The 14,733-nt window shown below is 70.0% G+C and carries 13 protein-coding genes; 2 read left to right on the top strand and 11 right to left on the bottom strand.

Translation table 11 applies throughout. The features are described from left to right. Nucleotides 1-9: 9 nt before the first annotated feature. Together hisS and ABT127_RS08950 are read right to left on the bottom strand one after the other, a co-directional pair. The gene (hisS, locus tag ABT127_RS08955) at nt 10-1,272 is read right to left on the bottom strand and encodes a histidine--tRNA ligase (protein ID WP_351446097.1); all 1,263 of its coding nucleotides are present in this window, start codon (nt 1,270-1,272) and stop codon (nt 10-12) included. Nucleotides 1,273-1,284: 12 nt separating this feature from the next. Then, on the bottom strand, nt 1,285-1,995 hold the full coding sequence (locus tag ABT127_RS08950; protein WP_351446095.1) for an MBL fold metallo-hydrolase: 711 nt from the start codon (nt 1,993-1,995) through the stop codon (nt 1,285-1,287). 166 nt (nt 1,996-2,161) lie between these two features. Between ABT127_RS08950 and ABT127_RS08945 the strand changes: the two genes are divergently transcribed. Both ABT127_RS08945 and ABT127_RS08940 read left to right on the top strand, forming a co-directional pair. Continuing rightward, nucleotides 2,162-2,953, top strand: coding sequence for a peptidylprolyl isomerase (locus ABT127_RS08945; protein ID WP_351446093.1), 792 nt, complete (start codon nt 2,162-2,164; stop codon nt 2,951-2,953). Between the two features lie 135 nt (nt 2,954-3,088). Next, nucleotides 3,089-4,321 carry a DUF349 domain-containing protein gene (locus tag ABT127_RS08940; RefSeq protein WP_351446091.1) on the top strand — a complete coding sequence of 411 codons (1,233 nt, stop codon included), beginning with the start codon at nt 3,089-3,091 and terminating at the stop codon, nt 4,319-4,321. A 136-nt stretch (nt 4,322-4,457) separates the two neighbouring features. On the opposite strand, the gene ABT127_RS08935 is transcribed toward ABT127_RS08940, so the two are convergent. From ABT127_RS08935 to ABT127_RS08895, 9 genes are all read right to left on the bottom strand, one after another. After that, nucleotides 4,458-6,983 carry a RelA/SpoT family protein gene (locus tag ABT127_RS08935; RefSeq protein WP_351446089.1) on the bottom strand — a complete coding sequence of 842 codons (2,526 nt, stop codon included), beginning with the start codon at nt 6,981-6,983 and terminating at the stop codon, nt 4,458-4,460. Between the two features lie 170 nt (nt 6,984-7,153). Further along, a complete protein-coding gene (locus ABT127_RS08930) occupies nt 7,154-7,693 on the bottom strand; it encodes an adenine phosphoribosyltransferase (protein WP_351446087.1) in 540 nt (179 codons plus the stop codon). Between the two features lie 155 nt (nt 7,694-7,848). Further along, nucleotides 7,849-8,982 carry a protein translocase subunit SecF gene (gene secF, locus ABT127_RS08925; protein WP_351446086.1) on the bottom strand — a complete coding sequence of 378 codons (1,134 nt, stop codon included), beginning with the start codon at nt 8,980-8,982 and terminating at the stop codon, nt 7,849-7,851. A 1-nt stretch (nt 8,983) separates the two neighbouring features. Then, nucleotides 8,984-10,750 carry a protein translocase subunit SecD gene (gene secD / locus ABT127_RS08920; protein WP_351446248.1) on the bottom strand — a complete coding sequence of 589 codons (1,767 nt, stop codon included), beginning with the start codon at nt 10,748-10,750 and terminating at the stop codon, nt 8,984-8,986. Nucleotides 10,751-10,892: 142 nt separating this feature from the next. Continuing rightward, nucleotides 10,893-11,393, bottom strand: coding sequence for a preprotein translocase subunit YajC (yajC, locus tag ABT127_RS08915; RefSeq protein WP_351446084.1), 501 nt, complete (start codon nt 11,391-11,393; stop codon nt 10,893-10,895). A gap of 174 nt (nt 11,394-11,567) precedes the next feature. After that, nucleotides 11,568-12,647, bottom strand: coding sequence for a Holliday junction branch migration DNA helicase RuvB (ruvB, locus tag ABT127_RS08910; RefSeq protein WP_351446082.1), 1,080 nt, complete (start codon nt 12,645-12,647; stop codon nt 11,568-11,570). 63 nt (nt 12,648-12,710) lie between these two features. After that, nucleotides 12,711-13,322, bottom strand: a complete 612-nt coding sequence (gene ruvA, locus ABT127_RS08905; protein WP_351446080.1) for a Holliday junction branch migration protein RuvA — start codon at nt 13,320-13,322, stop codon at nt 12,711-12,713. Further along, on the bottom strand, nt 13,319-13,849 hold the full coding sequence (gene ruvC, locus ABT127_RS08900; protein ID WP_351446078.1) for a crossover junction endodeoxyribonuclease RuvC: 531 nt from the start codon (nt 13,847-13,849) through the stop codon (nt 13,319-13,321). Before ruvC ends, ruvA begins: the two co-directional genes overlap by 4 nt. A 104-nt stretch (nt 13,850-13,953) precedes the next feature. Then, complete coding sequence (locus tag ABT127_RS08895; protein ID WP_351446076.1) at nt 13,954-14,706, bottom strand: YebC/PmpR family DNA-binding transcriptional regulator; 753 nt, start codon at nt 14,704-14,706, stop codon at nt 13,954-13,956. Nucleotides 14,707-14,733 lie beyond the last annotated feature (27 nt).

Raw genomic sequence — 14,733 nt, 5'->3', positions numbered from 1 at the left:
AGACGAACGTCAGGCCAGCTGGGCCCGGAGCACCTCGACGACCTGGTCCACCGCCACCGCGGACTGCTCGCCGGACTCCATGTCCTTGAGCTGCACCACACCCTCGGCGAGATCCCGCTCGCCCGCGACGAGCGTGAACCGCGCGCCGCTGCGGTTGGCGTTCTTCATGGCGCCCTTGAGCCCCTTGCCGCCGAACGAGAAGTCCGCCGAGATCCCGGCCCGGCGCAGTTCGGTGACCTTGGAGAACAGCACGCGCCGCGCCTCGTCGCCGAGCGGCACCGCGAACACGCTGGTGGTGGACGGGAGCCGGAGCTCCACGCCTTCCGCCTCCAGGGCGAGGACCGTGCGGTCGACGCCGAGCGCCCAGCCGACGGACGGCAGCGAGGGACCGCCGATCATCTCGGAGAGGCCGTCGTAGCGGCCGCCGCCGCCCACCGCGGACTGCGAGCCGAGCCCGTCGTGGACGAACTCGAAGGTCGTACGGGTGTAGTAGTCGAGCCCGCGGACGAGCTTCTCGTCGTCCTCGAAGACGACGCCCTCGGCCGTCAGCAGCTCGCGCACCTGCTCGTGGTACGCCTTGCACGCGTCGCACAGGTAGTCGCGCAGCGAGGGCGCGCCGACCAGCTGCTTCTGGACGTCGGCCCGCTTGTCGTCGAGGACGCGCAGCGGGTTGATCTCCGCGCGGCGCAGCGTCTCCTCGTCGAGGTCGAGGCCGCGCAGGAAGGTCTGCAGCGCCTCCCGGTACACCGGACGGCACTCCTTGTCGCCCAGCGAGTTCAGCAGGATGCGGAAGTTCCTGAGGCCCAGCGAGCGGTACGCCTGGTCGGCCAGGATGATCAGCTCGGCGTCGAGGGCCGGGTCCTCGGCGCCGATCGCCTCGGCGCCCACCTGCGAGAAGTGCCTGTAGCGGCCCTTCTGGGGGCGCTCGTAGCGGTAGTACGAGCCCGAGTACCAGAGCTTGACGGGGAGGTTGCCGGCCTTGTGGAGATTGGCCTCCAGGGCGGCGCGCAGTACGGAGGCCGTGCCCTCGGGGCGCAGGGCGAGCCTGTCGCCGCCCTTGGTCTCGAAGGCGTACATCTCCTTGGTCACGATGTCGGTGGACTCACCGACACCGCGCGCGAACAGCTCGACGTTCTCGAAGCCGGGCGTCTCGACGTAGCCGTAGCCGGAGTTGCGCAGCGGAGCGGAGATCGCCTCACGCACCGCCAGGTACGTCGCCGAGACCGGCGGGAGCAGGTCGTACGTGCCCTTGGGGGCCTGGAAGGTACTCACAGGAAGTCTTCGTCACATTCCTCGTCGGGGAGCCTCGGTGGAGGGTCCCTGGCCGGCGGCCACCTGCCGCAGATACGGGTTGGTGGCGCGCTCCTGGCCGATGGTCGTCTGGGAGCCGTGTCCGGAGAGCACCACGGTCGAGTCGTCGAGCGGCAGGCACACGCGGGCCAGCGATTCGAGCATGTCGTCCATGGAGCCACCGGGAAGGTCGGTGCGTCCGATGGAGCCGGCGAAGAGCAGATCTCCCGAGAAGAACACCGACGGGACGTCCGTGGTCTCGGGCATCTGGAAGGTCACCGACCCCTTGGTATGGCCGGGCGCGTGCGCGACGCCGAAGTCGAGTCCGGCGAGCTCCAGCCGGGCGCCGTCGGTGAGCGTCCGCACGTCGTCGGGCTCCCCCACCGTGAGCTCGCCCATGAGCGGCATGCCGATGGTGCGGCCGATGCCCTTCTCCGGGTCGCTCATCATGTAGCGGTCCTCGGGGTGGATCCACGCCGGGACGTCGTGCGCCCCGCACACCGGGACGACCGAGGCGACATGATCGATGTGCCCGTGCGTGAGGACGACGGCGACCGGCTTGAGCCGGTGCTTCCTGAGCGCTTCCTCGACTCCCTCGGCGGCCTGGTGGCCCGGGTCGATGATCACGCACTCCTCACCCGCGGCGGGGGCAACCAGGTAACAGTTGGTGCCCCAGGCCCCGGCGGGGAACCCGGCAATCAGCACGATCGTCCTTCATGTGTCGTCGGAAGTGCCGCCGAAATGCGGCAATACGGCAATGCGGCAGATGAGAGCCTACCGGCGCTGCCGATTCCACAGCGAACCCATATACGGTACGGGGCACAATCAAGAGCCCGGTCATGGTCATACACACGTACGAGGAGAAGATCCGGTGGTCAGCAAGGATCAGCGGCAGCGTCAGCTCGCCCGGGAGAAGTTCCTGCGCCAGCAGCAGCGGCGCGAGTCCGCGCGACGCAAGGCGCGCACCCGCAACACCGTGATCGCCTCCGTGCTCGCGGTGGCCGTCCTGGGCACCGGTGGCGCGTACGCCGCCGGAGCCTTCAGCGGTGACGACAAGAAGGACACCGCGGGCCCCGAGGCGAGCCCCAGCCCGAGCCCCTCCTCCACGGAGAAGCCCGAGCCGAAGATGGCCATCGACAAGAAGGCCGCGTACACGATGGCGATGAAGACGAGCCAGGGCGAGGTGAAGATCGCCATGGAGGCGGCCAAGACGCCGCACACCGTCAACTCGTTCAAGCACCTCGCCGACAAGAAGTTCTTCGACAACACGAAGTGCCACCGGCTCACCACGTCCGGCATCTTCGTGCTGCAGTGCGGCGACCCCGAGGGCACCGGCGCGGGCGGCCCCGGCTACACGATCCCGGACGAGAACCTGGACGGGCTCGGCAAGGCCGGCAAGGACGGCACGGTCACCTACCCCGCGGGCACGGTCGCGATGGCGAACACGGGCCAGTCGCACACCGGTGGCAGCCAGTTCTTCCTCGTCTACAAGGACAGCAAGCTGCCGCCGTCGTACACGCCGTTCGGCAAGATGGACGCGGCCGGTCTCAAGGCCGTGCAGGCCGTCGCGAAGGGCGGGGTGGCCGCCGGCGGACAGAGCGAGACCGATGGTGCACCGAAGAAGACCGTCAAGGTCACGACTGTGACAGTCGAGAAGGGCTGACCTGTCGGCTGCCAAATTTCGGTCGCGCGGGATGCGGACAGCATCCCCGCCGGTCGCCTATGTTGGCCGTGACGAAACTGTGGACGATGCCCGGGGGCTCAGAGCCCCCCGCAGGCATCATGTGGAGGAGGCGCTGTGAGCAGCGACCCGTGGGGCCGCGTCGACGAGACGGGGACCGTGTACGTGCGTTCGGCCGACGGCACTGAGCGTGAGGTCGGTTCCTGGCAGGCCGGCTCTCCCGACGAGGCCCTTGCCTACTTCAAGCGCAAGTACGACGGTCTGGTCGTCGAGATCGGGCTCCTCGAGCGCCGGGTGCAGACGACGGACCTGTCCGCCAAGGACGCCATGACGGCGATCGAGCACCTGCGGGACCAGGTCACCGACGCGCACGCGATCGGCGACCTGGACTCGCTCGGCAAGCGGCTCGACAAGCTGGTCGAGTCCGTGGACTCGCGCCGCGAGGAGCGCAAGGCGCAGAAGGCCAAGCAGTCCGACGAGGCGCGGCACGCCAAGGAGGCGCTGGTCGTCGAGGCGGAGGAGCTGGCCCAGTCCGAGCAGTGGCGGGCGGCCGGTGAGCGGCTGCGCGCGCTGGTGGACACCTGGAAGGGTCTGCCGCGTCTCGATCGCAAATCGGACGACGAGCTGTGGCACCGCTTCTCGCACGCCCGCTCGGCATTCTCCAAGCGCCGCAAGGCCCACTTCGCTTCGCTGGACGCGCAGCGCGAGGAGGCCCGCAAGGCGAAGGAGAAGCTGGTCGCCGAGGCGGAGGCGCTGTCGAACTCGCAGGACTGGGGCGCGACCGCGGCCCGGTACCGCGAGCTGATGACGGACTGGAAGGCCGCGGGGCGGGCGCAGCGCGAGCACGAGGACGATCTGTGGAACCGCTTCCGCGGCGCCCAGGACGTGTTCTTCGCGGCCCGCAGCTCGGTCTTCGCCGAGCGTGACGCCGAGCAGGGCGAGAACCTCAAGCTCAAGGAGGAGCTGGCCGCCGAGGCCGAGAAGCTGCTCCCGATCGAGGACCTGAAGGCGGCCCGTGCCGCGTTCCGCTCGATCAATGAGCGCTGGGAGGCCATCGGCCACGTTCCGCGCGACGCCCGGCCGAAGGTCGAGGGCCGGATGCACGCCGTGGAGCGTGCCCTCCAGGAGTCGGAGGAGGCCGAGTGGCGGCGCACGAACCCCGAGGCGCGGGCGCGTGCCGCGGGTCTGACGGGGCAGCTCCAGGCCGCCGTCGACAAGCTCCGGGGCCAGATCGAGCAGGCCCGCACCCAGGGCAACAACGCCAAGGCCGACAAGCTCCAGAAGGAGCTCGACGGTCGTCAGGCGCTGCTGGACTCGGCGCTCAAGGGGCTCGAGGAGTTCGGCGGCTGACGCTCCGCTGACAGCAGGTGGTGAAGCGGCCCCGGGTTGATCCCGGGGCCGTTTCTCGTGCTCCACCGCCGTGGGGGCTGGTCGCGCAGTTCCCCGCGCCCCTGACGGGGCGCTTCTCGTCACCGGCGATGACGCGTTACGGGCGCCTCGCCGAGGTCACCCGGTAGACGTCGTAGACGCCCTCCACGCCCCGTACCGCCTTGAGCACATGCCCCAGGTGCTTCGGGTCGCCCATCTCGAACGTGAAGCGCGACGTGGCCACCCGGTCGCGGGAGGTCTGCACCGCCGCGGACAGGATGTTCACGTGCTGGTCCGAGAGGACCCGGGTCACGTCGGACAGCAGCCGGGAGCGGTCGAGCGCCTCGACCTGGATGGCGACCAGGAAGACCGAGGACTGGGTCGGCGCCCACTCGACCTCGAGGATGCGCTCGGGCTCACGGGACAGCGAGTCCACGTTCACGCAGTCGCTGCGGTGGACGGAGACGCCGCTGCCGCGGGTCACGAAGCCGATGATCGGGTCGCCGGGCACGGGCGTGCAGCAGCGGGCCAGCTTGACCCAGACGTCGTCGACGCCCTTGACCACCACGCCCGGATCGGCGTTGGACCGGCGCTTGGAGCGGCCGCGCGAGGGCGGGGCGCTCTCGGCGATGTCCTCGTTGGCGGCCTCCTCGCCGCCGAGCGCCTGGACGAGCTTCTGCACGACGGACTGCGCCGTGACGTGCCCCTCGCCGATGGCCGCGTAGAGCGACGAGATGTCCGGGTAGCGCATCTCGTGCGCGAGCGTGACGAGCGAGTCGCCGGTCAGGATCCGCTGGATCGGCAGGTTCTGCTTGCGCATGGCCCGCGCGATGGCGTCCTTGCCCTGCTCGATGGCCTCGTCGCGGCGCTCCTTGGAGAACCAGCCGCGGATCTTGTTGCGGGCCCGCGGCGACTTGACGAAGCCGAGCCAGTCGCGCGAAGGACCGGCGCCGGAGGCCTTGGAGGTGAAGACCTCCACCAGGTCGCCGTTGTCCAGCGTGGATTCGAGGGGCACGAGGCGTCCGTTGACGCGTGCTCCTATGGTCCGGTGGCCGACCTCCGTGTGGACCGCGTACGCGAAGTCCACCGGGGTGGCCCCGGCCGGCAGCGCTATGACGTCGCCCTTCGGCGTGAAGACGAAGACCTCGTTGCGCGACAGGTCGAAGCGCAGGGACTCCAGGAACTCGCCCGGGTCCTCGGTCTCCTTCTGCCAGTCGAGCAGCTGGCGCAGCCACGCCATGTCGTTGAGGTGGTCGTCCTTGCCGGTCGACTTGGGCGCGTCCGAGCGCACCTTGGAGGCACCGGCGACGGCCTCCTGCTTGTACTTCCAGTGCGCGGCGATGCCGTACTCGGCGCGGCGGTGCATGTCGAACGTACGGATCTGGAGCTCGACGGGCTTGCCGTTCGGGCCGATCACCGTGGTGTGCAGCGACTGGTACATGTTGAACTTGGGCATCGCGATGTAGTCCTTGAACCGCCCCGGAACCGGGTTCCAGCGGGCGTGGACGGTGCCCAGTGCCGCGTAGCAGTCGCGGACCGTGTCGACGAGGACGCGGATGCCCACCAGGTCGTAGATCTCCGCGAAGTCACGGCCGCGGACGATCATCTTCTGGTAGACGCTGTAGTAGTGCTTCGGGCGGCCGGTGACGGTCGCCTTGATGCGGGCCGCACGCAGGTCGGACTGCACCTCGTCGGTCACTATGGCCAGGTACTCGTCGCGCTTGGGGGCGCGCTCGGCCACGAGCCGCACGATCTCGTCGTACATCTTGGGGTAGAGGATCGCGAAGGCGAGGTCCTCCAGCTCCCACTTGATGGTGTTCATGCCCAGGCGGTGGGCGAGCGGCGCGTAGATCTCCAGGGTCTCGCGCGCCTTTTTCTCCTGCTTCTCGCGCTTGAGGTACCGCATGGTGCGCATGTTGTGCAGGCGGTCGGCGAGCTTGATCACGAGGACCCGCGGGTCCTTCGCCATCGCCACGACCATCTTGCGGACCGTCTCGGCCTGCGCGGCCTCGCCGAACTTGACCTTGTCCAGCTTGGTCACGCCGTCGACGAGCAGGGCGACCTGGTCGCCGAAGTCCCGCTTGAGGGTGTCCAGGCCGTACTCGGTGTCCTCGACGGTGTCGTGCAGCAGTCCGGCCATCAGCGTCGCCGGGTCCATGCCCAGCTCGGCGAGGATCGTCGTCACGGCGAGCGGGTGCGTGATGTACGGGTCGCCGCTCTTGCGCTTCTGGCCGCGGTGCCAGCGCTCGGCGACCTGGTAGGCACGCTCGATCTGGCGCAGCGTCGACGTCTCGATCTTGGAGTCGTTGCCGCGCACGATCCGCAGCAGCGGCTCCAGGACGGGGTTGTACGGGTTCGAGCGCTGCACGCCGAGACGGGCCAGGCGGGCCCGGACGCGGTTGGAGGAGCCGGAGCGGGCGGCCGGCTGGTTCGCGGCGGCGCGGATGACGGGCGCCGGTGTGGCGCGCGACGGCTCGGCCGCGGGCTTGGGGCGTGGCGACTCGGCCGCCTTGGTGCCGGGCGGCGGAGTGGGCTTCGCGCCATGTGCCGACGGGGCGCCGTTCGCGGACGTGCCGGATTCAGCCGCGCCCTGGGCAGCCTGCTGGTCGGTGGCGGCGGTGAGTGGCTTGGCCTCGTCTGGCAACGGCGCTCCTCGTGCGCGACGGGTCCCCCGTTCAGGTCCCGGAGAGCCCATGGTATCGATCCGGCGCCCACCGAACGTATTCGGCCGGTGGTACGGCCTTGTACTGGAGAAACAACAGAGGCGGGCGCCGGATTCCTCCGGGCCCGCCCTGAGGGCTGTGAGCCGGGGTCTCAGACCACCAGCAGGGCGTCGAGCGGGGCGCCCTGGAGAGCGGGCTCCAGACGCGCGCGGCCGGGCAGGAAGCCCAGCTCCATGAGGACCGCGACGCCCGCGACCTCGGCGCCCGCCCTGCGGATGAGGTGCAGGGCGGCCTCGGCGGTGCCGCCGGTGGCGAGCACGTCGTCGATGACCATGACCCGGTCGTCGGCGCTGAGGTCCTCGGCGTGCACCTCGATCTCGGCGGTCCCGTACTCCAGCGCGTAGGACTGCGCGAGGGTCGCTCCGGGCAGCTTGCCCGCCTTGCGTACGGGGATGAAGCCGAGACCGGCCCGGATGGCGACCGGGGCGCCGAGGATGAAGCCGCGCGCCTCCAGGCCGACGACCTTGGTGGCGCCGTGCCGGACGCAGAGCTCGGCGAGCGCGTCGGTGAGGGCCGTGAACGCCGACGGGTCCGCGAGGAGCGGGGTGATGTCCTTGAAGAGGACGCCGGGCTCCGGGTAGTCCTGCACATCACGGATGCGGCTGAGGAGCAGCTCCTTGATGTCGGTCATGTCTGCACCTCAGCGAGTCGGTGATGGAGTTGGACGCGCACCCGTTTCGGCAGGTCCGCGCGGTCGTCAACCCTAGCAGTCGTGCCTGTCCGAAAAGGAACGGGCGCCAGGAGCGTCGCAGCTCCTGGCGCCCGTGCGCGTACGTGACCGGGGGGTCAGCGGCGCTTGCCCGAGGGGCGGCCGCGGCCGCGGTTGCGGGCCGGCTGGTTGCGCGGACCCGCTCCGGCGGGGGCGATGTCCTCCGGCTCGTCCTGTGCCTGCGGGCCGTCGGCCTGGGGGCCGAGGACGGAGCCGGCCGGCTCCGCCTCCGCCTTGGCCGCGGCGGCGGCCCGCTTGGCGAGCACCCGCTTCTTGAGGGCCTTCATCTTCGGGTCGCGCTCCTTGAGGTCGGCGACCAGCGGAGTGGCGATGAAGATCGACGAGTACGCACCGGCGGCGAGACCGACGAAGAGCGACAGCGAGATGTCGTTCAGCATGCCGGCGCCGAGGAAGCCGCCGCCGATGAACAGCAGGCCCGCCACCGGCAGGAGCGCCACGACCGTGGTGTTGATCGAGCGGACCAGGGTGGAGTTGATCGAGCGGTTCGCGATGTCGCTGTAGGTCCAGCGGGTCTGCTTCTCGATGCCCTTCGTCTGCTCCTTGAGGGAGTCGAAGACGACGACCGTGTCGTAGAGCGAGTAACCGAGGATCGTGAGCAGACCGATCACCGTGCCCGGCGTGACCTCGAAGCCCACCAGGGCGTAGATCCCGACGGTGATGGTGATGTCGTGGATCAGGGCGACGAGGGCCGCGATGGCCATTCGCCATTCGAAGGCGATCGCCAGATAGATCACGACGAGGACCATGAAGATGGCCAGGCCCTGCCAGGCCTTGTTGGCGATCGTCTCACCCCAGCTGGGGCCCACCAGGTCGGCGTTGATCTTGTCGGAGGAGATGCCCAGGTCCTTGGACAGCTCCTCCTTGATCTGGTCCGACTTGTCGGTGTCGATGCCCGCGATCTGGATGCGCAGACCGCCGGTGCCCAGCTTCTGCACGACCGCGTCGTGACCGCCGGCGGCCGCCTCCGCGTCCTTCTCCGCCTGCGCGGCGGAGACGGAGGTCTTGGGCGTCGTGAAGACGGCGCCGCCCTCGAACTCGATGCCCATGTTGAGCCCGCGCACCGTCAGGCCGAGGATGGCCGTGATGGTGATCAGGATCGAGACGCCGTACCAGATCTTGCGCTTGCCGATGAAGTCGTAGCCGACCTCACCGCGATACAGCCTGGCGCCGAGATTGCCGAGCTTCGACATCTCACGCCTCCTTCGGGTCGACGGGACCGGCGGAACGACGGGTGCGGCGCAGCGGCGGCTGGACCCCGAGGCGCTTGGGGTCGAGGCCGGACCACTTGTGGCCGGTGAAGAACTTCCCGCGGGCCAGAATCGTCATCAGCGGCTTCGTGAAGAGGAAGACCACGACGACGTCGAGCAGGGTGGTCAGGCCGAGCGTGAACGCGAAGCCCTGCACCTTGCCGACGGTCACGATGTAGAGCACCGCGGCCGCGAGGAACGACACGAAGTCGGAGACCAGGATGGTGCGCCGGGCGCGCGGCCAGGCGCGCTCGACGGCGGGCCGCACGGACCGGCCCTCCCTGATCTCGTCCCGGATCCGTTCGAAGAACACGATGAACGAGTCCGCGGTGATACCGATGGCCACGATCGCACCACACACCGCGGGCAGGTTCAGCGCGAAGCCGATGGCCGGGCCGAGGAGCGTCATGAGCGTGTAGGTGAGGATGCCGGAGACCAGCAGCGAGGCCAGGGCGACGAGCGACAGGCCCCGGTAGTAGACCACCAGGTAGATGACGACCAGAAGGAGGCCGATCGCGCCCGCGATGAGACCGGCGTGCAGCTGCTCGCCACCGAGGGCGGCGGTCACCGAGGTGACGCTCTGCTCGTGGAAGGTGAGCGGCAGGGCGCCGTAGGACAGCACGTTGGCCAGGTCCTGGGCGGACTGCTGGTTGAAGCTGCCGGAGATCTCGGCGTTCTGGCTCAGCACGGAGCTGACGCTGGGCGCCGAGACCACGTCACCGTCGAGGACGATGGCGAACTGGTTCATCGGCTGCTGCTGGTCCTTCAGCTTGCCCGTCGTCGCCGCGAACTTCTTCGACCCGGAGCCCGTGAACTCCATGTTGACGACCCACTGGCCGCTCTGCTGGTTGATCGCGGCCTGGGACTTCTTGACGTCCTTGCCGTTCACCTCGGACGGGCCGAGGATGTACTTCGCCCACTGGCCCGACGAGTCCTTGCCGCAGGCGGCGATGGTGTCGGTCGGCTTGGCGCCCTCGTTGACCTTCGTCCGGGCCGCCGAGTCGGTGCAGTCCAGCTCGGTGAACTTCTTCTGCAGCGCGGCCGTGGCCGGGTCGGCGGAGGCGCTGGCCGACGGCGAGGCGGAGGCCTTGGCGTCGCCGCTCGCGGAGGAGCTGGGCGTCGCGTCGGCCTTGAGGGCGTCGGTGACGGCGCGGCCCTGCGAGGTGGCCGTGGCGGACGGCGTCGCGGAGGCCGACGAGCCGGTCGCCTTCTCGCCGGAGCCCGCACTGGCCTTGTCCGTGGGCTTGCCGCTGGAGGAGGCGCTCGGGGACGGGCTCGCGGAGGAGTCCGCCGTCGGGGAGCCGGCGGCCATCGTCAGGACCGGGCGGAAGTAGAGCTGAGCGGTCGTGCCGACCTGCTCGCGCGCCTGCTTCTCGTTCGTACCCCGGGGGATGTTGACGATGATGTTGTCGGCGCCCTGCGTCTGGACCTCGGCCTCGGAGACACCCATGCCGTTGACACGGCGGTTGATGATGTCCGCCGCCGTGTCCATGTTGGTCTTGTTGATGGCGCTCTTGGACTGGCCCGGCTCGGTCTTGGCCTGCAGGGTGATGCTGGTGCCGCCCGCGAGGTCGATGCCGAGGCGGGGGGTGAACGTGCCGGAGATGAACATCCCGCCGACGAGCGCGACCATGACGATCACGATCAGGCTCAGAGCACGGCCCGGCTTGCTCCCGGCACCTGCCCCTCGGCTCTTTTTAGGTGTGGCCACCTTCTCGTACTCCCTCTCCATCCGTCCGGCATCGGGGATGCGTGCCCGGACGGCCATGAAATGGTCGAGAATCCGCGCGCGTCACGCACGAACCGGAACCACGGGGGACGCAAGCGGTACGTCCCCCCGATTCCGATCGTGGCTACTTCGCGTCGGACTCGCCGTCGGTCTTCTTCGCGTCGGCAGCGGCCTCGGGAGCCGCCTCGGCCTTGGGGGCCTCGGCGGTCTCGTCGGCCGTGTCCGCCTCGTCCTTCTTGCCGAGGTCGATGCGCGAGTCGGCGGCGGTCTCGTCGGTCTCGGTGAGGGACGACGCGTCGTCCGGCACGACGGCGTCATCGGTCAGCTCGTCGTCGGCGGCCTCGGGGCCGTGGACGATGCGGTTGTACTCGTCGTCGGAGAGCACAGCGCCGATCGCGTTCTTCGCGAACATGAGGTGGACGCCGGGGCCGGCGTCCAGGAGGACCGTGTCCTCGTTGACCTCCTTGACCGTGGCGTACATGCCACCGATCGTGCGGACGCCGGAACCGGGCTGCATTTCATTGCGCATACTCGCGGCCTGCTGCTGCTTCTTCTTGGCAGACCGGGTCATCAGGAACATGGCCCCGATGAGCACGATGAACGGGAGGAGGGTCACGAGACTCACGGGTGGGACTTCCTTCATACGACCGCATTGAATTCGCGGCCTTGTCGGGGGTGTGGTGTCGGCCGTCGTCCCAGAATCACAAGGACGACGTCGGCGGAGTCTAAGCGAGTCCGCCATCTGGGAACAACGCTCAGCGTGGCACCGGGGTTCCAGTCCCGGCGATGACGCGCGTCGTCACGCCCCGAACAGGTCCGCTTGTCCGCTTGCACCGGGTTTCCCCTGGGGGGCCGTGAGTCCGAGGTGGGCCCAGGCCGCGGGAGTGGCGACCCGGCCGCGCGGAGTGCGCGCGAGCAGGCCCTCCCGGACGAGGAAGGGCTCCGCGACCTCCTCCACGGTCTCCCGCTCCTCCCCCACCGCCACCGCGAGGGTCGACAGGCCCACGGGTCCGCCGCCGAACAGCTTGATCAGGGCCTCCAGGACCGCGCGGTCGAGCCGGTCGAGGCCGCGGCCGTCCACCTCGTAGACCCCGAGGGCGGCGGCGGCGATGTCCCGGGTGATGTGGCCGTCGGCCTTGACCTGGGCGTAGTCCCGGACGCGGCGCAGCAGGCGGTTGGCGATGCGCGGGGTGCCGCGGGAGCGCCCGGCGATCTCGGCCGCTCCCGCCGGGTCGATCTCCACGTCGAGGAGGCCGGAGGAGCGGTGGATCACCCGCTCCAGCTCGGCCGGCTCGTAGAACTCCATGTGCGCGGTGAAGCCGAAGCGGTCGCGCAGCGGCGGGGGCAGCAGACCCGCGCGCGTGGTGGCGCCGACCAGCGTGAACGGGGGCAGCTCGAGGGGGATGGCGGTGGCGCCGGGGCCCTTGCCGACGATGACGTCGACGCGGAAGTCCTCCATCGCCATGTAGAGCATCTCCTCGGCGGGCCGGGACATCCGGTGGATCTCGTCGAGGAAGAGGACCTCGCCCTCCTGGAGGGAGGAGAGGATCGCGGCCAGGTCACCGGCGTGCTGGATGGCGGGGCCCGAGGTGATCCGGATCGGGGCGGCCATCTCCGCCGCGATGATCATGGAGAGGGTGGTCTTGCCGAGGCCGGGGGCGCCGGAGAGCAGGACGTGGTCGGCGGTGGCGCCGCGCGCGCGGGCGGCCCGCAGCACCAGGTCGAGCTGCTCCCTGACCTTCTCCTGGCCGATGAACTCGTCCAGGTCCTTGGGGCGCAGGGCCGCCTCGACGGCCTGGTCCTCACCGTCGGCGGACGCACCGACGAGCCGGTCTGCAGCCTCCGGGGCGGCTTCGTCGGTCGTCTCGTCCCAGTTCATGTGGTGTGCCTCGCGTTACGTGAGCTGCGGGATCAGGGGTGATCAGGAGGGCGTGGTCGTCGGCTAGCGGGTGCGGTTGAGCGTCTGGAGGGCCGCCTTCAGGAGCTGGCCGACCTGCGGGGTGCCCTCGGCGGCCTCGGCCTGCGGGGTGACGGCGGCGACGGCCTCGTCGGCCTCGCGGGTGGCGTAGCCGAGGCCGATCAGGGCGGCGTGCAGCTGGTCGCGCCAGCCGCTGGTCACGGCGGTGCCGATCGCCGGGCCGCCGGTGCCGAGCGGCTCGCCGAGGCGGTCCTTGTACTCCAGGAGGAGCTTCTGGGCGCCCTTCTTGCCGATGCCGGGGACGGCGGTGAGGGCCTTCTCGTCGCCGGTGGAGACGGCGCGGCGCAGGGCGTCGGGGCTGTGCACGGCGAGCATGGCCTGGGCCAGGCGCGGGCCGACGCCGCTCGCGGTCTGGAGCAGTTCGAAGGTCTGCTTCTCGTCGTCGTCCGCGAAGCCGTACAGGGTCAGCGAGTCCTCGCGCACGACGAGGGAGGTGGCGAGCTTGGTCTGCTGGCCGACCCGGAGCGTCGACAGCGTGTTCGGCGTGCACTGGAGGGCCATGCCGATGCCTCCGACCTCCACGACCGCGGCGTCGGGGGCGAGTGCGGCGACGGGGCCGCTGACGAAGGCGATCATGCGGTACGGCCTTTCGATGCGTGCAGCGCTACGGCTTGCTGCAGTCGGTTCTGCGCGGGGGCGCGCCAGATGTGGCAGATGGCGAGGGCCAGGGCGTCGGCGGCGTCGGCCGGCTTGGGCGGCGCGTCGAGCCGGAGCAGCCGGGTCACCATGGCGCCCACCTGTGCCTTGTCGGCGCGGCCGCTGCCGGTGACGGCGGCCTTGACCTCGCTGGGCGTGTGCAGGGCGACCGGGATGCCGCGGCGCGCGGCGCACAGCATGGCGACGGCGCTGGCCTGGGCGGTGCCCATCACCGTGCTGACGTTGTGCTGGCTGAACACCCGCTCCACGGCGAGGACTTCGGGCTCGTGCTCGTCGAGCCACTGCTCGATGCCCTGCTCGATGCCGACGAGGCGGTGGCCCAGATCGGCGTCCGGCGGGGTGCGCACCACGCCGACGCCGCGCATGGTCAGGGGCCGGCCCGCGACCCCTTCGACCACGCCGACACCGCACCGGGTCAGTCCCGGGTCCACGCCCAGTACGCGCACGCCTTGCCCCCACTTCGATCGCCTGTTCCCGCAGGCTATCGGGTGCCACCGACAAAGCGGCGGGCCGACGGGGTGTGTCCCGTCGGCCCGCCGCTGATGTCGCGTCAGGCGTCGACCTTCTCCATGACCTCGTCGGAGACGTCGAAGTTGGCGAAGACGTTCTGGACGTCGTCGCTGTCCTCCAGCGCGTCGATCAGCTTGAAGATCTTGCGCGCGCCGTCCTCGTCGAGCTCGACCTGCATGGTCGGGACGAAGTTGGCGTCGGCCGAGTCGTAGTCGATGCCGGCGTCGACCAGCGCGGTGCGGACCGCGACCAGGTCGGTGGCCTCGGACAGCACCTCGAAGGACTCGCCCAGGTCGTTGACCTCTTCGGCACCCGCGTCGAGCACGGCGCCCAGGACGTCGTCCTCGCTGAGCTCGCCCTTGGGGACGACCACGACGCCCTTGCGGTTGAACAGGTACGACACGGAGCCCGGGTCGGCCATGTTGCCGCCGTTGCGGGTCATGGCGACGCGCACGTCGGAGGCGGCGCGGTTGCGGTTGTCGGTGAGGCACTCGATGAGCACCGCGACACCGTTCGGACCGTAGCCCTCGTACATGATCGTCTCGTAGTCGGCGCCGCCGGCCTCGAGGCCGCCGCCGCGCTTGACCGCGGAGTCGATGTTCTTGTTCGGGACCGACTGCTTCTTCGCCTTCTGGATGGCGTCGTACAGCGTCGGGTTGCCCTCGATGTCCGTGCCGCCCATGCGCGCCGCGACTTCGATGTTCTTGATCAGCTTCGCGAAGAGCTTGCCGCGCTTGGCGTCGATCACGGCCTTCTTGTGCTTCGTCGTAGCCCATTTAGAGTGGCCGGACATCTGCCTGTCTCCTTCGCGTAACCAACC

This window comes from Streptomyces sp. NPDC001904 (assembly GCF_040297005.1).
Classification (GTDB): domain Bacteria; phylum Actinomycetota; class Actinomycetes; order Streptomycetales; family Streptomycetaceae; genus Streptomyces.
The sequence above is the reverse complement of the archived record's forward strand: the minus strand, read 5'-3'. Positions and strand labels throughout refer to the sequence as shown.

Bases quoted from the DNA above. Each gene is read 5' to 3' on its own strand.
- secF (WP_351446086.1), bottom strand. From the start codon at position 8,982: ATGTCGAAGCTCGGCAATCTCGGCGCCAGGCTGTATCGCGGTGAGGTC.
- ruvA (WP_351446080.1), bottom strand. From the start codon at position 13,322: ATGATCGCCTTCGTCAGCGGCCCCGTCGCCGCACTCGCCCCCGACGCC.
- ABT127_RS08895 (WP_351446076.1), bottom strand. From the start codon at position 14,706: ATGTCCGGCCACTCTAAATGGGCTACGACGAAGCACAAGAAGGCCGTG.
- ABT127_RS08930 (WP_351446087.1), bottom strand. From the start codon at position 7,693: ATGACCGACATCAAGGAGCTGCTCCTCAGCCGCATCCGTGATGTGCAG.
- ruvB (WP_351446082.1), bottom strand. From the start codon at position 12,647: ATGAACTGGGACGAGACGACCGACGAAGCCGCCCCGGAGGCTGCAGAC.